A 19,840-nucleotide genomic window follows, 5' to 3' on the forward strand; every position below is an offset into this window, starting at 1 on the left:
GTACTGCCGCGATTATGCCAGCACGTAAGTTCTCTTGCATTTGTGACTATCGAGTTCACCTTAGCGAACCACCTACCCATGCTCCACCCTCCGCGGGCGAATGTGGAGCGCTTGTGTCGAGACTCACGTTCGCGTGTGACACAGCGCTATCAGCCGCATGATTCCGGGCTTCCGCGGGCCGCCGGAGTGTTCCCGGCCGGCCCACGGAAGCTTTGGTGGAGCGGGTAGCGGATCTAGGCGGAGGCGGTCAGCAGGTCTTCCGCGTACGCCACGAGGGTCCGGACGGTGCATCCGGTTCCCTGCTTGGGGGTGTATCCGTACGGGCTGCCGTTGTTGAACGACGGCCCGGCGATGTCCACGTGGGCCCACGGGATCTGTTCACCGTTGCCGTTCTTGCCAACGAATTCGCGCAGGAAGACGGCTGCAGTCATCATGCCGCCATTGCGCTCTCCAATGTTTGCCAGGTCTGCCACCTGCGAGTCCAGGCTCGGGCGCAGTTCCTCGGGCAGCGGCATCGGCCAGACCAATTCACCGGCCCGGTCGGCTGCGGACTTCAGTGCCGAGGTGACCGAATCGGTCCCCATGACGCCGGCTGTGCGCAGGCCAAGTGCGATCAATTGCGCACCGGTCAGGGTGGCGACGTCGATGATCGCGTCGGGCTTCTCTTCGCTGGCCGCCACGATGCCGTCGGCCATGACCAGCCGGCCCTCGGCGTCGGTGTTCAGGACCTCCACGGTCTTCCCGCCGTAGACGGTCAGGACGTCCGCGGGCCGCTGCGCCGCACCGGAGGGCATGTTCTCCGCTATGCAGAGCCACGCGGTTGCTTTGATGGGCAGTCCAAGGGATGCGATGGCCAGGACGGCATTAAGTACGACGGCGGCACCGGCCATGTCGCTCTTCATGTCGCCCATGCCGAGGGCCGGCTTGATGGAGATACCGCCGGTATCGAAAGTGATGCCCTTGCCCACGAGTGCGATTTTGCGGGCAGCTTTGGCCGGGGCGTATTCAACCTTGACGAGGCGCGGCTGTCTGGTGGATCCCTTGCCAACGCCGAGGATGCCGCCGAATCCTTCCTTTTCCAGGCGCTTCTCGTCCCAGACCGTGACCTTGACGGGGAGGCCCTTGGAAAGTTCCTTCGCGGCTTCGGCGAATGATTCGGGGAAGAGGTGGCTGGGCGGCTGGTTGACCAGCGTGCGCGTGGCGTTGACGGCCCGGGCGAGGACGATCGCCCGGTCAAGGGCCGGTTGCGCTTCCTTTGCATCCACGGCTGTGAAGATCGAAACCTTGGCTACCGGCGCCTTCAAGCCGTCCTTGCTGGAGCGGTGCTCGGTGTAGGAGTAGGCACCCAAGGCTGCGCCTTCGGCCACGGCAGCGACGTCGGCGAGGGCCGTCGTCGGGAACGCCAACGTCACCGACGCCAGGCCCGCAAGCTGGCGGACCGCGGAGCCGGCTGCACGACGCAGTGCTTCGCCGGTGAAGCTGCCGTCTGCCTGCGGCTTGCCGAGCCCGGCGAGCACGAGGAGTTCCGAGCCCGTCTCCGGCAGGCCCGGAAGGCGGTGAACCTGGTCCGCTGCTCCCGTAATGCCCAGGACCTTCAAGGAACCCGCGATGGACTCGGCAGCCTTCGCGCTCAAGGGATTGGAGAGCAGCACGGGACCGTCTGCACCTTGCGCTACGCCTACCACGAGGGCGTCGCTGGGGGACTTCTTGAGGTCCTTGGCAATCACGCCGAGGATGATGTCAGTAGTCTTGACCACGAGGATGTTTCCTCACTTCTCTCTGCATTGCATGGCGGGACCGCATGTTTGGCGCCCTGCCCCGGTACGCGCCCGACGTCCTCTTGCGACGGCGGCCTTGGTCTAGGGCCAGCTTAACGAAAAGGATGCCGGCCCGTTTCGATCGTAGTCTCTTGCGGGCTGCGGACGGCAATTAAATGAGAGCTGCGGCACACGGGCAGGCAGGAATGCCAGCCCGACGTGCGGCGTTGTATGAATACGGACCATGGGGAATGGTCTTCGGCCGCCTTGGGGTCTCCCCTCACGGCCGGCCCCGTGAAACTTTGCCACAGCGAAAGGAACATGCCGTGTTTGAACGGATATCCGGCTCCCTCCTGGACCCCGAGGCGCTCTATGCCAGCAACATCGAGATCTTCCACAGCCCCGAACTGCGGGGCTTGAACCTGGTGATGGGATTCACCGGTTTCGCCGACGCCGGACAAGTAGTGCGGCAGATCAACGCGGAGTTGCTGGACCAGCTCGACGCCGAGGTGGTGGCAATGTTCGACGCCGACCAGCTCATTGACTACCGTTCGCGCCGCCCGCACATCAGCTTCGTTGAGGACCACCTGCAGGACTACCAGCCCCCGCAGCTTGGGCTGTACAAGCTTAAGGACGGGCTGGGCCAGCCTTTCCTCCTGCTCGCCGGTTTTGAGCCGGACCTGCAGTGGGAACGTTTCTCGCGTGCCGTCGTCGGAATCGTCGAGAAACTGGACGTCAACCTGGTCACGTGGATCCATTCCATTCCCATGCCGGTACCGCATACGCGGCCGGTAGGAGTTACCGTCCACGGAAACAGGCCCGAACTCATCGACGGCATCTCGAGCTGGAAACCTACAGTGGAAGTGCCTGCCGCGATCGGGCACATCCTGGAGCTCCGGCTCATAGAGGCCGGACGCAATGTTGCCGGCTACGTCATTCACGTTCCGCATTACCTTTCCGAGGCCGAATATCCGCAGGCCGCGGTGGCAGGGCTCGAATACCTTGGGGCTGCTGCCTCGCTCATGCTCCCCACCGACCGGCTGCGCGAGTCCGGGCGGGAAGTGGTCCGTCAGATCGCCGAACAAATAGAAGCTTCCCAGGAAGTGCAGGCGGTAGTCTCCAACCTCGAAGCCCGCTACGACGAAAAGTCCGAAGGCATGGTCCGCCGCTCGTTGCTGGCCGACGAGAATGACGAGCTGCCTAATGCCGAGGACCTCGGAGCAGCCGTGGAGGCCTACCTCGCACGCAAGGATGCGCCTCAATAAATCTGCTTTGATGCCTGTGGCGGGCATACTTAAAGGGTGAACTCTCCACGCGCCTGGCTCATTTGGACGATCGGCGTTTTCGCCTACTTGGTGGCCGTGGCGCAGCGGACATCTTTCGGGGTCGCGGGCCTTGAGGCCACTGAGCGGTTCCACGCCAGTGCCGCAGCTGTTTCCTTCTTCACGGTCCTCCAGCTGCTGGTCTACGCAGGACTGCAGATACCCGTTGGTGTGCTGGTGGACCGTTTCGGCTCACGCGTCATGGTGGCAGGCGGGGCCGTGTTGATGGGGTTGGGCCAGTTACAGTTGGCTTTCGCGGACAGTGTCCCCGGGGGAGTGCTGGGCAGGGTGCTGGTTGGCGCCGGTGACGCCATGACCTTCATCTCCGTCATCCGGCTTGTACCGTTGTGGTTCGCTCCCGCCCGGGTGCCCCTGGTGACCCAACTGACGGGGATGTGCGGCCAGTTGGGCCAACTCTTCAGCGTCGTCCCGTTCGCGTTGATGCTGCAATCCGCGGGTTGGACCCCGGCGTTCCTGTCCCTGGCGGGCCTGTCCGTCCTCGCCGTCGTCCTGGTCCTTGCCCTCCTGCGTGATGTCCCGCCGGGACATTCCCCGCAGAACGCGGCGCAGGGGCTCAAAGCGACCGGCATCTCCCTGTCGCGTGCCTGGAAGCAGCCGGGGACGCGGCTGGGCCTCTGGAGCCACTTCACCGTCCAATTCAGCGGCAACCTCTTTGCCATGACGTGGGGTTATCCGTTCCTTCTGTCCGCCCAAGGCCTGGACGGGGCAACAGTGTCGGGGCTCATGGCGCTGTTTGTTGCCACGGCGATCGTGTCCGGTCCCGGCGTAGGACGCTTTGTCTCCAGGCACCCGATGCGGCGTTCGGCGATGGTGCTGCTGATCGTCCTTGCCACCGCAATCGTGTGGGCCGCCGTATTGTCGCTGCCGGACCGGGCGCCGCTGTGGTTGCTGGTGGTGCTCGTCGTGGTGCTGGCGGTCGGCGGTCCGGGTTCCATGATCGGTTTTGATTTCGCCCGGACGTTCAACCCTTCGCACCGGATCGGGACGGCAACCGGCATCGTCAACGTTGGTGGCTTCATCGCGGCACTCGTAGCCATCTATCTGATCGGCCTGGTGCTGGACCTCTTGAATGGCTCCGGATTCTCCGGAGGCAACCTGTATGGTTTGGCACCGTTCCGGATAGCCCTCAGTGTGCAGTTCGTGCTGCTCGGATTTGGCACGCTGATGATCCTCACCACGCGACGCAAGGTGCGGGCGCAGATGGCGGCCCAGGGAGTGCATGTGCCACCGCTGTTGGTCACCCTGGCCAAGCAACGCCGGGAACGCATGGAGCGCAGGCGCGCTGCACGCCAGGAGCGCACCTAGCCGCACGCACCTGGCAGTCCGGCGTTTTCCACATAGCCACAACAGCCACTGTCCGGCGTTTCAGGTCAACACCAAGCTTGAGTCATGACCATCAAGCAAACACTCAGCATTCATCAACCCGAAGACGTCCTGGGCTATATCCCGCACCTGCTGGGCTATTGGCCCCGGGAGAGCCTGGTGGCAATCACGATGCAGGGAAAGGCCCTGGGAGCAACGCTGCGGGTCGACTTGCCGCCGGCGGACAACCCCCACGCCCAGGCCGATTTTGCCGCGTACGTGCGGAACCAGCTGCTGGCGGACGAACGCGCCGACGGCGTCCTGCTGGCGCTGTACTCGGCAGCAGGTTGGGATGACGGTTCAGTCCTGGACTGGACCATGCCCTTGCTGGGGATCCTGCAAGAGGCCCTGGCCCCGGTGGACTTGACCGTCCGTGACGCCTGGCTGATCGGTGACGACTATTGGCGCAGTGCATTCTGCACCGATCTCTCTTGCTGCCCGGTTCCCGGTCTCCCTTTGGAGCGCATCCACAACAGCAGGATCAGCGCTGAGATGGTGTACCGGGGAAGCACAGTGGGCGCCGCCCCGGACAGCACCGTGGATCCGCCCAAACTAGCCCTCCCCGGCAGGCCCGCCGTTGATGTCCTTGAAGCTGAGCAACGATTCGAGGACCAGCTGTTGGAGTCAGGGCGCAGTGAGTGCTGTTTTGATGCCGTACTCGATGCTTGGGCCCAGGTCCTTGAAAGATGTCCCCGGGCTGATGGGCTGGGTCCATCGGACATTGCCGGGGCCGTTTTCGGGGGACCGGCCGGATCTGAACTGATGGGGTTCCTCCGGGCGACACTCGCCGTTCCTGCCTGGCGGGACGCCGTTATTGTCATGGCAGCCGCGGACGTGGCCTCCGCGAAGGCCGGTGGACGTGCCTTCGATCTCTTCTCCGGTGATAACTCCAGCTCGCTTCCTTTCGACCCCCTGGCCCTGGGGCTTGCCATGCCACCGGCGGCCGCTGCGGGCGCCGCTTCAAACGGCCGCAGTCCCGAGGAGACCGGAGATACCTTGTTGGACGGGATGCCCGGGGTGCCTTCTTACGGCGGAGTCCTGCTCGGCGAGGAACCTGAAATACCCGACTGGCGCCTGCTGGACTCCTTGGGAAGGATCCTGTCCGCCCTTTCTTACGACGATGAGGAGGGTGGCCTCGCCGCGGCGGCACTCACGCTCCAGGGATGGGTCGCGTGGGCCAAAGGAAACGGGTCGTTGGCCCATGCCAGCCTGCTCCGTGCCGCTGCGGCGCATCCGGGCTATCGATTGGCTGACTTGCTGGACGATGTATTGGGGCAAGGCACCATCTGCGGCTGGGCGCGGCGGCCTGAGTCGGCATGGGGCACCTACAAAGCCTCGCGCAACTAGTCGCTCCGTACGGTGGCTGACGCTTTCGCTCTCCACAAAGGCGTACGATTCGCAAATCCGTGAGACAATGGATGCCGAGACCCGGTTGGGTCCGCGTTTGAATGCCCGTATTGCCCCCTTAATCAGGGAACAATACGGCGGCGCCGGCAGTTGTACCTAGAGACTCTGCAGGCGGCGATTGCGTTTGAAATTAATCGCGGACTTGACAGGGTCATAGTGGTGTTGCCCACATGGTGATTCCACAGACCGCCGCTAGAAAGGTTTTCTGTGACCCCGTCTTCCGTCGAGAAGGAACCCGCCGCCCAGGCCGAACTGTCCGCTGAGGAAAAGAAGGCGGCACCGGCCAAGCGTGCGGCGACACGCGCTGCCAGCAAAGCTTCAGAGGGTGACTCCGGCAAGCCGGCCCCCAAGAAGCGCGGGCCCAAGCCCGGTGGCAAGGCCGCGGCCGAGGCTGCCGGCAAGTCCCCGGATACCGAAGAGGACGCCGAAGAGTCGGTTGAGGACGAGGAATTCGACCCCTCGGCTGCTGAAGAAGTGGAAGTCGGCGACGACGACGTGGAAGAGGTCGCCTCTTCCAAGGACAAGCCTGCGCCCTCAGGCTCCGGATTTGTCTACTCCGACGCCGATGATGACGACGCCCCCGTCCAGCAGGTCATGTCAGCCGGTGCCACTGCGGACCCCGTCAAGGACTACCTCAAGCAGATCGGCAAGGTAGCGCTCCTCAACGCCGAGCAGGAAGTCGATCTCGCCCTGCGGATCGAAGCCGGCTTGTTTGCCGAAGAAAAGATCGCTGCCGACGACGGTTCCATGGACCCCAAGCTCAAGCGCGAACTTGAGTTCATCATCCACGATGGCAAGAGGGCCAAGAACCACCTGCTGGAGGCAAACCTCCGCCTTGTGGTCTCCTTGGCCAAGCGCTACACGGGCCGTGGCATGCTGTTCCTGGACCTCATCCAGGAAGGCAACCTTGGCCTCATCCGTGCAGTCGAGAAGTTCGACTACACCAAGGGCTTCAAGTTCTCCACGTACGCCACGTGGTGGATCCGCCAGGCCATTACCCGTGCCATGGCCGACCAAGCCCGTACCATCCGTATTCCGGTGCACATGGTCGAAGTCATCAACAAGCTCGCACGTGTCCAGCGTCAGATGTTGCAGGACCTCGGCCGCGAACCCACGCCGGAAGAGCTCGCCCTCGAACTGGACATGACTCCCGAGAAGGTTGTGGAAGTCCAGAAGTACGGTCGCGAGCCAATCTCCCTCCACACCCCGTTGGGCGAGGATGGAGACTCCGAGTTCGGTGACCTCATTGAGGACTCCGAAGCCGTGGTACCCGCGGATGCCGTGAGCTTCACCCTCTTGCAGGAACAGCTCCACTCCGTCCTTGACACGCTCTCCGAGCGTGAAGCAGGCGTGGTCGCCATGCGATTCGGGCTCACTGATGGCCAGCCGAAGACTTTAGACGAAATCGGCAAGGTCTACGGAGTGACGCGCGAACGCATCCGCCAGATCGAATCCAAGACGATGTCCAAGCTGCGGCACCCCTCCCGCTCGCAGGTCCTCAGGGACTACCTGGACTAAGTCCGTATGCACGGTGATCAGCCCGGCAGGAATTTCCTGCCGGGCTGATGTCGTTCCAGGCACTGCCTCATCGCATCACTACCCGCCCCAGGCGCCCCGGCTACGGGTGCGGTCGGCGCGTAGGGGTGCGGTGTCGACGTGGAGTGGGTGCGGTTGGCGGGTAGGGGTGCGGTGTCGACGTGGAGTGGGTGCGGTTGGCGGGTAGGGGTGCGGTGTCGACGTGGAGTGGGTGCGGTTGGCGCGTAGGGGTGCGGTGCCGGCCCCGAGCCCAAGAACCGGGGAGTGCTTAACGAAGCAAGGCCCCTCCCGCCGGGAGGGGCCTTGCTCTTTCATCTGCTCAACTCATCTGCGCAACCAAGGCGTGGTGCCCTCAGTCGACCGGAACAGGTGCCTTCTCGTTGAGGCGCTCGGTCTCGTCATGCCAGTCGGAGGTCAGGGGCCGGAGCGTGGCCTCGACTGCGCGGGCGTGGTGGCCGCAGAAAAGCAGCTCACCGCCGGAGGACTCGAGTACAACGCGGACATATGCTTGAGCCCCGCAACGATCGCATCGGTCAGCTGCGTTTAGCGTGCGGTCTGCAACTGCTGTTGTCATGTCGGCCTCCTTAGTAGTTCTGTACATCCATATAACCAGCATTCGAGGCAGAACCATGGCAAGGATGGGTCACTTTCGCTGTCCGCGTATCACATGTGCGTAACGTAACTTTGCCCTCGACGCCCGTTCGGGTGTGGCGGGCGGGTCCGGCAGCCGCGCGCGACTAACCTAGTATGGGCAGTGTTTGCCTTGACCACGTTGGCTTACAGCTGCTGGAAACACCCTGAGCTATACCCCGAAGGAGCACACCGCGAGTGGCACCGAGTTCTGAATACAACGCCCGGCATCTTTCCGTCCTGGAAGGGCTGGAAGCGGTCCGCAAGCGTCCGGGTATGTACATCGGTTCCACTGACTCCCGGGGACTCATGCACTGCCTCTGGGAAATCATCGACAACGCGGTGGATGAGGCACTGGCCGGGTTTGGCCACGACATCAAGGTGATCCTGCACGCGGACAACTCCGTGGAGATCCACGACGACGGCCGCGGCATTCCGGTGGACGTTGAACCGAAGACGGGCCTGACCGGCGTCGAGGTCGTGTTTACCAAACTGCACGCCGGCGGTAAGTTCGGCGGCGGTTCCTACACGGCCTCGGGCGGCCTCCATGGCGTAGGCGCTTCCGTTGTCAACGCACTCTCGAGCCGCCTCGACGTGCAAGTGGACCGCGGCAGCAAGACGTACCAGATGTCCTTCAGGCGCGGTGAGCCGGGACGCTTCCAGGACTCCGGCAGCAAGGCCGGTCCCGACTCGCCGTTCGAACCGTTTGTCGAAGGATCCGTCCTTGATGTCGTCGGCAAGGCCAAACGAGGGGTGACCGGAACCCGCGTGCGTTATTGGGCGGACCGCCAGATCTTCACTCCGGACGCGAAGTTCTCCTACGACGACCTCGTGGCGCGGGCGCGGCAGACCTCCTTCCTGGTGCCGGGCCTGCGGATTACCGTCCGGGATGAACGCAAGCTGGCAGGAACACCCGGTGAGAACGGCGTGCACGAGGAGGTCTTCCACCACGACGGCGGTATCTCCGAGTTCGTTGAATTCCTCGCCTCGGACTCCGGGGTAACGGACGTCTGGCGTTTGCACGGATCCGGCAAGTTCAAGGAAACCGTTCCGGTCCTGGACGAGAACGGCCACAGCAAGATCGCCGAAGTCGAGCGCGATTGCGAGGTGGACATCGCCCTGCGCTGGGGGATCGGCTACGAGACCACTGTCCGCAGCTTCGTCAACATCATCGCAACGCCCAAGGGCGGGACGCACCAGGCCGGATTCGAGGCTGCCCTGCTGAAAACCTTCCGCAAGACCGTGGAAGCGAACGCAAGGAAGCTCAAGGCAGGCAATGACAAGATCGAAAAGGACGATGTCCTTGCCGGACTGACTGCCGTGCTGACGGTGAGGTTGGCCGAGCCCCAATTCGAGGGCCAGACCAAGGAAATCCTGGGCACCTCGGCAGTCCGCGCGATCGTCGCCAAGGTGGTCGAGAAGGAAATCTCCGCGAAGCTCGGCTCGGCCAACCGCAATGACAAGGCGCAGTCTGCTTTGCTGCTGGAAAAGATCGTCAGCGAGATGAAGTCGCGCATTTCGGCCCGCGTCCACAAGGAGACGCAGCGGCGAAAGAATGCGCTGGAGACGTCGTCGATGCCCACCAAGCTCGCCGATTGCAGGACCGACGATGTTGCCCGTTCCGAACTCTTCATCGTGGAAGGCGACTCCGCGCTGGGCACCGCGAAGCTGGCACGCTCCTCCGATTTCCAGGCCCTGTTGCCGATCCGCGGAAAGATCCTGAACGTCCAGAAAGCCTCCGTGGGAGACATGCTGTCCAACGCCGAGTGTGCTGCCTTGATCCAGGTGGTGGGCGCGGGCTCGGGGCGCAGCTTCGACCTGGACGCTGCCCGCTACGGCAAGGTGATCCTCATGACCGACGCTGACGTCGACGGCGCCCACATCCGTACCCTGCTGCTGACGCTCTTCTTCCGCTACATGAGGCCGATGGTTGAAGCCGGCAGGGTCTTCGCCGCGGTTCCGCCGCTTCACCGCGTTGAGGTCATCAACCCCGGCCAGAAGGCCAACGAGATGATCTATACCTACTCCGAGGCGGAGCTCCATGTGCTGTTGTCCAAGCTCGCCAAGGAAGGGAAACGCTACAAAGAGCCCATCCAGCGTTACAAGGGCCTCGGTGAGATGGATGCCCAGCAGTTGGCTGAGACCACCATGGATCCGAGGCACCGTACCCTCCGCAAAGTGGGGATCGAAAGCGCCCAGCGGGCCGAGGAAGTGTTCGACCTCCTGATGGGATCGGACGTGGCGCCGCGCAAGGAGTTCATCATCGCCGGTGCTGCCACGCTGGACCGCGAGCGGATCGACGCGTAGGGAGCCGGGTCGGCGGAGCTAGCCGAGTAGTCCGGGGACGATCAGCAGGGCTGTCGGGACGGCCAGGAGAAGCGCGGACGCCACCAGGACGAGGCTTCGCAGTGCTTTGCTGAGGGGAGGCTCCGGTGAGAGGAGGCGGCTGACGCGTGACGCCGTCGTGCGTGGCGAGTCCGCTCCACCGGTGGCACTGACCCGGCCGCCCTCGAGGATGGCACTTCCGGTGTGGAGTGCGGAGGCATTGAGGGCGGACCCTGGAGCCGGAGCGGTTGAGCCGCTGGAGACGATGGCGATGGCCTTGATGAGGGTGCTTTTGCTTTCGGTCCTCAGGGCGACGTCGTCGGCGAGCATCTCGATCAGGGAGTTCACTGCTGTTTGGGCGAGCTTGGTGGTGGGGAACCAAGGAAGCGCCTGGCGCCAGGCGGCGAACGCCCACAGCAACAGGTCATGGCGCTGGGAAAGATGGGCCTTCTCGTGAATGACCACGGCCCGGAGTTCGTCCGGTTCCAAGGCCGCCATCAGCCCGTCGGAAAGTACCGTGACCGAGCGGGCTCCGCCGGGAAGGCAGTACGCGACGGGGGAGTCGTGGTTGATGACCATGGTCGCTGATCCGTCGGACGACGGTGAGGCAAGGAGCGCCAGGAGTTCCCGGTGGCGCCGGCGCTGCCGTTCGATCTTGTAATAGGTCAGCAACAGGGTGAAGACCAAATGGGCAGTAAGCAGCGCAGCTGCGGACAAAGCGAACAGGTGCCAAAATCCCAGCGCAGTGGTGGGCTCGTCGTTCAGGACCATCCCCGCAAGGCTTTTGAGCCCGGCCAAGAGGTTGTTGCCGATGGGTTCCAGGCCGTAGACCAGCATTGCGCCGATCATGGACAGGCCACCTGCGAGGGCGATGGCCTGCCACAGCACCATGGCCGTGAAAGGCGAGCGTGCCGGCCAGTGTGCCCGCGACAGCAGGACGGGCACAGGCCACGCCAGTATCAATGCCAGGACCGCCAGGAAGTATGAGGTCCAGAACATAGTGGCTAAGTTTAGCCGAGCATCTTGCGCAGGGCAGCAGCTTCGCTTTCCGAGACGGAACCGATGAAGCGGGCGAGGACGGCTTCGCGGTCCGGTGCCGAACCGAGAACCTCGTGCATCAACTCCGCGGTGTGGTCGGCACGGCTGGACACGGCCTGGTAGCGGTGCGGGCGGGTGCCGCGTTCGCGCTCCACGAGGCCCTTCTTTTCCAGGCGGGAGAGAACGGTCAGCACGGTGGTGACCGCCAGGTCCTTGCCTTGGTGGCCTGCCGAACCGTCGCCGGCTTCGGAGTCCGTGGCAAGCAAATCACGCAGTGTGTTCGCGGTAGCCGCCTCTTGGCCCGCCCAGAGCAGGTCCATTACTGCCCGTTCCAGTTCCCCAAGACTCGCCATGTGTACGTCCCTACCTTCCGCGCCCCGCTCATCTTTCGACGGGGAGCGATGATCCAACATTCCACGATAAATTTACCGCTTTTCAGTCTTTCATTCTACGCGAAGTAGAACTATCGGCGTGCCACGGTGCCGACCCGGCCCCTTGCGGGTGTCTAACGCCACTTGAACAATTGGACTGACGCGCCCACAGTTGTTCTACACTTTGTAGAAGTTAGTTTTCTACGAGATGTAGAACTATGCAGGCCCTCGAAGGGCCGCCGTATGAAGGACAGCCATGGAAGCTTTGGAAATTGCACGCTGGCAATTCGGAATCACCACCGTCTACCACTTCATGATGGTGCCCCTCACCATCGGTCTCGGCCTGGTGGTGGCCATCATTCAGACACTCTGGTACCGCACGGGCAAGCCGGAGTACCTCCGGATGACCAAATTCTGGGGCAAGCTGTTCCTGATCAACTTCATCATGGGCGTAGCCACAGGAATCGTTCAGGAATTCCAGTTCGGCATGGCGTGGAGCGAGTACAGCAGGTTCGTCGGAGACGTATTCGGCGCACCGTTGGCCCTCGAGGCCCTGCTTGCCTTCTTCGTCGAATCCACCTTCCTGGGCCTGTGGATCTTCGGATGGAAGCAGCTCAAGCGTGGCGTACACCTGGCCTGCTTGTGGATCGCGGTGATCGGTTCAGTGTTCTCGGCCTACTTCATCATCGTGGCCAACTCGTGGATGCAGCACCCGGTGGGCGTGGAAATGGTGGACGGGCGTCCCGTCATGACCGACGCGTGGGCCGTCTTCACCAACAACACCGCGCTGGTAGCGGTCCCGCACACGCTCTTCGGCGCACTAGGCGTAGCCGGCGCGTTCCTGCTGGGCATTGCCTGGTACCACCTCTGGCGCCGCCGCCACGACGGCATCGACGTCGTCCGCGCGGACGGCACCATGGTTCCCGGAGAGGCCGCCATCGCCGGCCGCGACAAGACCGACTACACGGTATGGATGCGTTCGCTCCGCATCGGCGCCGTGGTGGCCATGGTGTCCTTCGCGGGAACCGCGATCACCGGTGACCTGCAGGGAAAACTGATGTTTGAGCAGCAGCCCATGAAGATGGCGGCCGCGGAGGCTGCCTGCCACGACGGAACCGGTTTTTCGGTGCTGAGCGTCGGCAACCTTGGTGCCAGCAACTGCGATGACATTGTTGCCGTCATTGAAGTTCCAGGCATCCTGTCCTTCCTGGCCAAGGGCGATTTCACCACCGAAGTCAAAGGCGTCAACAGCCTCCTTGGCGAGTACAAGGAGAAGTACGGAACGCACCTCCCGGACAACCCCCTCTACGGCGAGCGGGCCGGCCAGGAAATCCAGTACGTACCGGTCATGGAAGTGACCTACTGGGGCTTCCGCATGATGATCGGCTTTGGCGGTATTGCCGCACTGGCTGCCCTCCTTGCCCTGTGGGTGACCCGCAAGGGCGTGGTGCCCGAATCCAAGTGGCTCATGCGCCTGGCGGTCTTCGGGATCCTGGCACCCTTCGGGGCGAACGCCGCCGGATGGATCTTCACCGAGATGGGACGCCAACCCTTCGTCGTGGCGCCCAACCCGGACATGAACGGGATCGACCAGGTATTCATGTTCACCGCAGCGGCCGTCTCACCCGGTGTCACAGCCGGCGAACTGATGACGTCCCTGGTGGTCCTGACTGCCATCTACGCCGTCCTGCTGGTGGTCGAGGTCAAGCTGCTCGTCAAGTACGTCCGGGGCGGCGTCGCCTCCGCCATGCCGGAGCTCACGCACGCCGCAAAGACAAAGGACAACGATCCGGACTCCGGCAAGGGCGACGGCGGCTCCGGTCCGGACACGTCCGACGACGTCCTGGCATTCGCCTACTAGAACGGGAGACCTGACATGGAACTGTTGCCCACCATCTGGTTCGTGGCCATCGCGGTCCTGTGGACCGGATACCTCTTCCTCGAGGGATTCGACCTTGGCGTCGGCATGCTCATGAAGCTCTTCGCCCGCAACAACACCGATCGCCGCGTCCTGCTCAACACGATCGGGCCGGTCTGGGACGGGAACGAGGTCTGGCTGCTCACGGCGGCGGGCGCTACGTTCGCGGCCTTCCCCCTCTGGTACGCCTCTCTGTTCTCCACGCTCTATGTACCGCTCCTCCTGGTGCTGGTGGCGTTGATCTTCCGCGCCGTGGCCTTCGAATACCGCGGGAAGGTGGATACGGAGAAGTGGCGCAATAGCTGGGACTGGGCAATAGCCATAGGATCCTTCGTTGCAGCCTTCGGCATCGGCGCCGCCCTGGCGTTGACCACCACCGGCCTGCCGATCGATGCCAACGGCGACAGGAGCGGCGGACCGCTGTCCTGGTTCAGCTGGCACGCCCTGCTGGGCGGATTCGGGGTAGTCGCTTTTGCGCTCGTCCACGCCCTGGCGTTCCTGGCGTTGAAGACCGACGGCGATGTGCGGCACCGTGCCCGCAGCTGGTTTGTGCGGTTGCTTCCCTTCGCGGTCCTGCCCATGCTGGGCTGGATGGTGGCTGTGCAGTTCCTCAGCGGGAAGCCGTGGACGTGGGTCCTCGTCGCAGCGGCTGCGGTCGCCGTCGGAATCGCGTGGCGTGCGGCGAAAGCCGGCTCGGAGGGCATGGCGTTCGGGGCAACAGGTGCGTTCGTTCTCTGCGCCACGGCGTCGATCTTCGGGGCAGCCTTCCCGGTGGTCATCCCGTCCACGATCGACCCTGCCTTCGATCTGACCATTTCCAACGCTTCGTCCTCGGACTACACCCTGGGGCTGATGAGCATCGTTGCGGCCTTCGGACTGCCGCTGGTGATCGCCTACCAGGCGTGGACCTATTGGGTCTTCCGCCGCAGGGTCAGTGCCGCCCACATCCCTGAAGCCCACGGTTTCCTTCCGGCCATCGCCTCAAAGGTGCTTGCCGGAGACAAGGGACCCGAGTCCCCGCGGAGCGGGGCGTAGGAAGCCAATGAAACCCGCTTTTCCCTCCGGCCAGGCAACCCGGTCAGCCCTGTATGGCATAGGACTGCTTGCTGCCCTCAAAGCCCTCGCGTTGGTCCTCATGGCCCAGGCTGTGGCCGGGATGCTGGCCGGCATCGCCGGCGGCGGTGCCGACTGGAGGAGTGGCCTGGCTCTGGGGGCGGCGGGCACGGTGCTCCGGTCGCTCGCCGTGTGGGGCCAAGGTATCGCCTCGCGCCGGGCGGCGCTGGGAGTCAAAGAGGAACTGCGGGCGCAGCTGATCGATCGGGCACTGTCCGACGGCGGGTCCACCACGGGCAGCCTCAACGACGGCGGCCTGGCCATCCTGGCGACCAGGGGACTGGACGCCTTGGACAACTACTACACGCAGTACCTGCCCGCCTTGGTGAACTGCGCAGCCATACCCCTGCTGGTGGGCACCAGGATCCTCTTCGCGGACTGGGTCAGCGCAGCGGTCATCGTCCTGACCGTCCCCCTGGTTCCGCTGTTCATGGTCCTCATCGGCCGGCACACCGAGGACCATGTCAAGGACGCCCAAAGCACGCTCCGCAGATTGTCCGGGCACATCCTCGAACTCGCCAAGGGACTGCCGGTCCTGGTTGGCCTGGGCCGGGCAAGCGAGCAACGCGCAGCACTGGAAGAAATCTCCGAACAGTACCGCAACCGGACCATGGTGACGCTGCGGACGGCGTTCCTCTCCGCGCTCGCCCTTGAACTCATCGCAACCATTTCCGTTGCCGTGGTAGCCGTCTTCATCGGCGTACGCCTGGTGGGCGGGGACATGGCCCTCGAAGCAGGCCTCCTTGCCCTGATCCTGGCCCCCGACTGCTACCTGCCCCTCCGGGAACTGGGAACAGCGCACCACGCCAGCGACGACGGCCGTGAGGCGTTGCAAACGACCACCGAAGTCCTGTCCGCGCCCCGGTCCACACGAATTTCCGATGCCCCCGCCCACAGCGCGGCACCCGGTGAGGTTGTGGTCAGAGACCTCTCCGTCCGTTTCGCGGGACGGAACGTTGCCGCCGTCGGGCCCTTGTCCTTCACGGCCCCTGCACGGATGGTGACCGCCCTGGACGGTCCCAGCGGTGCTGGAAAGAGCACCGTGCTGGGCGTGCTCGCGGGACTGGTGGGGGATGGGGCCACAGCCAGCGTGGAGGGCACAGTGGCCGGGGCAGGTCCCGACGACGTCGCCCTGGTGCCACAGCATCCGGTGATCGCCTGCGATTCCGTGCAGGAGGAAATCGAACTGTACCTGGGCGCGAGCGACGATGACGACGCCGTCGCCCGGATCCTCGAAGCAGTGGCCGCCGGCCACCTGGCGGCCAAGCATCCCGCCGAACTCAGCCCCGGTGAGTTGCGGCGCGTCGCGCTGGCGCGCGGACTGGCCCGGCTCCGGTCCGGCGCTTCCATCCTGCTGCTGGACGAGCCAACGGCCCACCTTGACCCCCTGACCGCTTCGGTGGTGCGCACCACCATAGAGTCCTTGCGCGGGTCAGCGACTGTGATCCTTGTTGCCCACGACGCAGCAACCAAGGCACTTGCAGACACCACGGTGCATCTGGGGCCGTCCGGGCAAACCGGCGGTGAGCGTGGGACGGAGAACATCGGCGCCGCCGCACCCGCCGGTGGCCTGCCGGTTGCCCCGGCAGAGTTTCCGCGCCCAGCGATCGACGACGCCCCCGCCCGCCCGGCTCTCGGCGCGGGTGGTTCAGGACGCTTCGCCGCAACCACAGCGCTCGCAGCCGTCCTGAAGCCGGTCGGCTGGAAGTTCACCGTTGCGGCCGCGGTGGGGGTCCTCGCCGCGCTCTTCGCCGTGGCTCTCTCCGGCCTCTCCGGTTGGTTGATCATCCGGGCCAGCCAACAGCCCCCCATCCTCTACCTGCTGGGCGCCATTGTGGGAGTGCGGTTCTTCGGCATCGGCAGGGCCGTCCTTCGCTATTGCGAACGATTGCTGACCCACGACGCAATCTTCGCAGCCATGACGACCCTGCGGGGTTCTCTCTGGGGAACGCTGTCCCGCCGGGCACTTGCCCTCCGCCGCCTGCTGCAGGGAGGCAACGTCCTGGGCGCCGTCGTCGACGACGTCGACACGCTGCGGGACCTTCTGCCCCGCGTGGTCCTCCCGCCACTGACCGCAATCGGAGTCGGCGCGGCCGCCGTCATTGCAACCTCCATAGTGCTTCCGGGTGCGCTGCCGGCCACCATCCTTGCCGTGCTCTGCGGCCTGTTGGCAGCCCCGGCCCTGTCCCTTCTGGCTGACAGGAACGCCGCAAAAGCCGAGCAGAGGCTGCGGTCACAAGTGCTTGGTGGCGTGGCCGCCGCCCTTGACGCCCGTGCCGACCTGACGGCCAACCGGGTAGCCGGACCGCTGCTCAAGGTTCTCCGCGACAAGGACCGGGCCGCCACCACAGCAGCGCAGCGATCCGCTTGGGCCGAGGGGCTGGGGCAGGCGGTCACCGTCCTTGGATGCTCCCTTGCCGCGCTGTGGACCGGCACCCTTGCCGCCGGAACAACAGTCCCGCCCGAACTTGTGGCAGTGATCGTCCTGATGCAGTTGGCGCTTGTTGAGCCCTACACCGGGGTGGTGACGGCTGTCCGGCAGGCCCCGGCACTTGCAGCCGTCCTTCAACGGGTCAGTGCCGCGGGGGCACTCGACGCCGCGGGAGGACTCGACAAGGAGCCGGAGGCCGGTACGGAACCGCGCCCAGTAGTAGGGAAAGCGCACGACGACGGCAGCGCGGTCGCGCCCGCCCTGCTTCCTCACGCCGGACTCCTGTTGGACGGCATTGCCGCCCGTTGGCCCGACGGGCCCACGGTCTTCTCCAACGTCTCGGCCGAGGCCAGGCCCGGACGGTGGCTTGCGGTCACCGGACCGTCGGGTTCGGGCAAATCCACGCTCCTGTCCGTGCTCCTCGGCTTCCTCCCTGTCACGGAAGGCACTGTCCGGTTGTCCGGGACCGTCGCATGGTGCCCCCAAGAGGCACATCTCTTCGACTCCACCATCCGCGGCAACCTCATGCTCGGCAGGCCCGCCGCCAACAAACCCGGCGAAGCGGAAATGTACAGGGCGCTGGCGGATGTTGGCCTGGATGCGCTCGTGGAGACCCTTCCCGGGAAACTCGATACGCGGATCGGGCCAGGTGGCGTGTTCCTCAGCGGCGGCGAACGGCAGCGGCTCGCCATGGCCCGGACACTCCTGACCGGTGCCAGGATCCTCCTGCTCGATGAGCCGACGGCCCACCTGGACGCCGGGTCCGCGGAAACCATGATGACTGCCCTGCGCCGGGGTTTGAAGGACATCACCGTGGTTCTGGTGACCCATAACCCGGCCGACATCGATCCGGCCGACGCCCGCCTTGACCTGCCGGATCGGCAGACCGTCAGTGAAAGCGCGGCGGAACTGGTGGGACACCCGACTGGTCAGTAGCCTGTTTCCATGCCCGAGGAGACCTTGCCCCAGACCGTCCCCAACCAACAGCTTGCCGCCGATGCCTTTCCGGACCCCGCCGCGACCGGGCTGCGCTGGGAGCCTGCTTCCGCCGCGCATCTGGAGACGTGGGCCGCGCTCATCGCCCGGACGGCCGCCGTCGAGCATCCCTCCTGGTTCGAAAAGCCCGGCGACCTGGTCCACATCCTGGAGTCCACCACCAACGAGGCCAGGATCCATACCTTGATCGGCCTCGACACCGAGGGCGTGGCAAGGGCATATGGCCGCATCACCAAAAACCCGGAAGGTGACAAGGCAGCCGGTATGGGCTGCGTTGACCCGGAGTGGCAGCGCCGCGGAATTGGCACGGCCGTGATCGCCTGGCAGGAGGCGCAAACGCGGAAACGCTTTGACCGGGACAAGGCTGCCGGGCACGCCACTGGCCGCCCCCGGCTGCGGATCCGGACTGAGGAACAGCACAGCCATCAGGCGCGGCTCCTGGAGAGCCTGGGATACGGCACCGTCCGCTGGTTCAATGAGATGCACAGACCCCTGTCGCACCCCCTGCCCGACGTCCCCGTGCCCCCGGGCTTCGAGTTCAAGGTACTGGAACCGGCCCTCTTTGAGTCCGTCCGCCTGGCCCACAACGAGGCATTCCAGGACCACTGGGGGAGTCAGCCACGGGACAAGGAGTCGTGGCATTTCACCATGCACGAGCCCACGGCACGGCATGACTGGAGCGGAGTGATCCTGGACGCCGCCACGGGCGAGGTGGCAGCCTACCAGTTGGCCAGTTACGACCCCGACGCCGCAAAGGACCGCGGCTTCAAGGAGGGGTACACGGAACTCCTGGGCGTGCGGCGGGCCTACCGTGGCAAGGGACTGGCCCAGGCTCTGCTGGCCGAAGCCATGCGCCGCTTCACCGAGGCGGGAATGGACGTAGCCTCCCTGGACGTCGACTCCGCCAATCCGACGGGCGCGCTCGCCTTGTACACAGGGATGGGCTATGCCCCGGTGAACCGCAGCATGACGTGGGAAAAGCAGTTGTAGGTTCCTAGCCGTCCACGTCGTGAAGGTGATGGACGACGTCGTGCAGGAAGTATTGGGAGAACGTCAGCACCGTGAACACGGAACCGTTGCTCCGGGTTCCGGTTCGTTGCCATTCGTCCTGGGTGACCCGGGCGAATGCCTCCGCCGCCTGTTCCCCTTCCGAAACGAGTTCATCCGAAACCTGCGCGGGGTCGGCTGAGGCGTAGTCGCCGTCGAGGGCCGCTTGATCCTGGTCCCAATTGTCGAACGCCGCGCCGTCCTGGGTGAGCATGAGGTCAAGGCGATGGCTGAAGAGGCTGAAAACGTCCCGCACATGGCAGGCGTATTCCACCGGGGACCAGGTGTGATCGTCGGGACGGACCATGGCGTCGCCGCGCCGGAGGACGGCACGCCAGCGGGGGAGCATGTTCAGGACGCTCCCCGGGACGGTGGCAGGGGTGACCGTGGAGGGATCGAAGCCGCACTCGGGGCAGGGCTTTGACGTTACCCAGGTCCAGTCTTTTTCATCCGGAATGATCGGCATGCGGACAGTCTATGCGGCTTCCCCGCCCCGGGTGTTTCAGTGCGGAAAATTTCAAGCCCAATGCCGATTGCTTCGTGTGGCCGCAGGAGTAGAGTTCGTT

14 protein-coding genes are annotated in these 19,840 nt (G+C 64.7%); 9 read left to right on the forward strand and 5 right to left on the reverse strand.

Translation table 11 applies throughout. The features are described 5' to 3' along the window. Positions 1-233: 233 nt before the first annotated feature. Positions 234-1,757: a leucyl aminopeptidase gene (locus QN084_RS19910; RefSeq protein WP_062096164.1), complete on the reverse strand. Its 1,524-nt coding sequence runs from the start codon at positions 1,755-1,757 to the stop codon at positions 234-236. A 326-nt stretch (positions 1,758-2,083) separates the two neighbouring features. Between QN084_RS19910 and QN084_RS19915 the strand changes: the two genes are divergently transcribed. The 4 genes from QN084_RS19915 to QN084_RS19930 all read left to right on the forward strand — a co-directional run bounded on the left by QN084_RS19915 (position 2,084) and on the right by QN084_RS19930 (position 7,387). Continuing rightward, entirely contained in the window at positions 2,084-3,022 is a 939-nt protein-coding gene (locus QN084_RS19915; RefSeq protein ID WP_021473129.1) for a proteasome assembly chaperone family protein, read from the forward strand. Positions 3,023-3,058: 36 nt separating this feature from the next. Then, a complete protein-coding gene (locus QN084_RS19920) occupies positions 3,059-4,405 on the forward strand; it encodes an MFS transporter (protein ID WP_069695722.1) in 1,347 nt (448 codons plus the stop codon). Positions 4,406-4,489: 84 nt separating this feature from the next. Beyond that, positions 4,490-5,809 carry a DUF4192 domain-containing protein gene (locus QN084_RS19925; protein WP_069695721.1) on the forward strand — a complete coding sequence of 440 codons (1,320 nt, stop codon included), beginning with the start codon at positions 4,490-4,492 and terminating at the stop codon, positions 5,807-5,809. A gap of 267 nt (positions 5,810-6,076) precedes the next feature. Then, entirely contained in the window at positions 6,077-7,387 is a 1,311-nt protein-coding gene (locus QN084_RS19930; protein WP_021473126.1) for an RNA polymerase sigma factor, read from the forward strand. Between the two features lie 370 nt (positions 7,388-7,757). Here QN084_RS19930 and QN084_RS19935 read toward each other — a convergent pair whose 3' ends face one another. Next, positions 7,758-7,979 (reverse strand): DUF7455 domain-containing protein, encoded by a 222-nt coding sequence (locus tag QN084_RS19935; RefSeq protein WP_021473125.1) that lies wholly within the window; start codon positions 7,977-7,979, stop codon positions 7,758-7,760. A 254-nt stretch (positions 7,980-8,233) separates the two neighbouring features. On the opposite strand from QN084_RS19935, the gene QN084_RS19940 reads away from it, so the two are divergent. Beyond that, positions 8,234-10,342, forward strand: a complete 2,109-nt coding sequence (locus tag QN084_RS19940; protein ID WP_021473124.1) for a DNA gyrase/topoisomerase IV subunit B — start codon at positions 8,234-8,236, stop codon at positions 10,340-10,342. An 18-nt stretch (positions 10,343-10,360) separates the two neighbouring features. On the opposite strand, the gene QN084_RS19945 is transcribed toward QN084_RS19940, so the two are convergent. Then, entirely contained in the window at positions 10,361-11,359 is a 999-nt protein-coding gene (locus tag QN084_RS19945; RefSeq protein WP_021473123.1) for a M56 family metallopeptidase, read from the reverse strand. An 11-nt stretch (positions 11,360-11,370) separates the two neighbouring features. Continuing rightward, positions 11,371-11,751, reverse strand: coding sequence for a BlaI/MecI/CopY family transcriptional regulator (locus QN084_RS19950; RefSeq protein ID WP_069695720.1), 381 nt, complete (start codon positions 11,749-11,751; stop codon positions 11,371-11,373). A gap of 274 nt (positions 11,752-12,025) precedes the next feature. Here QN084_RS19950 and QN084_RS19955 point away from each other — a divergent pair, with 274 nt between their 5' ends. The 4 genes from QN084_RS19955 to QN084_RS19970 are packed head-to-tail and all read left to right on the forward strand — an operon-like array spanning position 12,026 to position 19,217. Continuing rightward, the gene (locus QN084_RS19955) at positions 12,026-13,630 is read left to right on the forward strand and encodes a cytochrome ubiquinol oxidase subunit I (protein WP_062096171.1); all 1,605 of its coding nucleotides are present in this window, start codon (positions 12,026-12,028) and stop codon (positions 13,628-13,630) included. A gap of 15 nt (positions 13,631-13,645) precedes the next feature. Next, positions 13,646-14,722: a cytochrome d ubiquinol oxidase subunit II gene (gene cydB / locus QN084_RS19960; protein WP_021473120.1), complete on the forward strand. Its 1,077-nt coding sequence runs from the start codon at positions 13,646-13,648 to the stop codon at positions 14,720-14,722. Between the two features lie 7 nt (positions 14,723-14,729). After that, the gene (cydD, locus tag QN084_RS19965) at positions 14,730-18,167 is read left to right on the forward strand and encodes a thiol reductant ABC exporter subunit CydD (RefSeq protein ID WP_069695719.1); all 3,438 of its coding nucleotides are present in this window, start codon (positions 14,730-14,732) and stop codon (positions 18,165-18,167) included. A 9-nt stretch (positions 18,168-18,176) separates the two neighbouring features. Continuing rightward, positions 18,177-19,217 (forward strand): GNAT family N-acetyltransferase, encoded by a 1,041-nt coding sequence (locus QN084_RS19970; RefSeq protein WP_069695718.1) that lies wholly within the window; start codon positions 18,177-18,179, stop codon positions 19,215-19,217. A 4-nt stretch (positions 19,218-19,221) separates the two neighbouring features. Here QN084_RS19970 and QN084_RS19975 read toward each other — a convergent pair whose 3' ends face one another. Next, positions 19,222-19,740 carry a DinB family protein gene (locus QN084_RS19975; protein WP_021473117.1) on the reverse strand — a complete coding sequence of 173 codons (519 nt, stop codon included), beginning with the start codon at positions 19,738-19,740 and terminating at the stop codon, positions 19,222-19,224. Positions 19,741-19,840: the final 100 nt, after the last annotated feature.

The organism is Paenarthrobacter sp. R1, assembly GCF_030264015.1.
GTDB classification, from domain to species: domain Bacteria; phylum Actinomycetota; class Actinomycetes; order Actinomycetales; family Micrococcaceae; genus Arthrobacter; species Arthrobacter ureafaciens.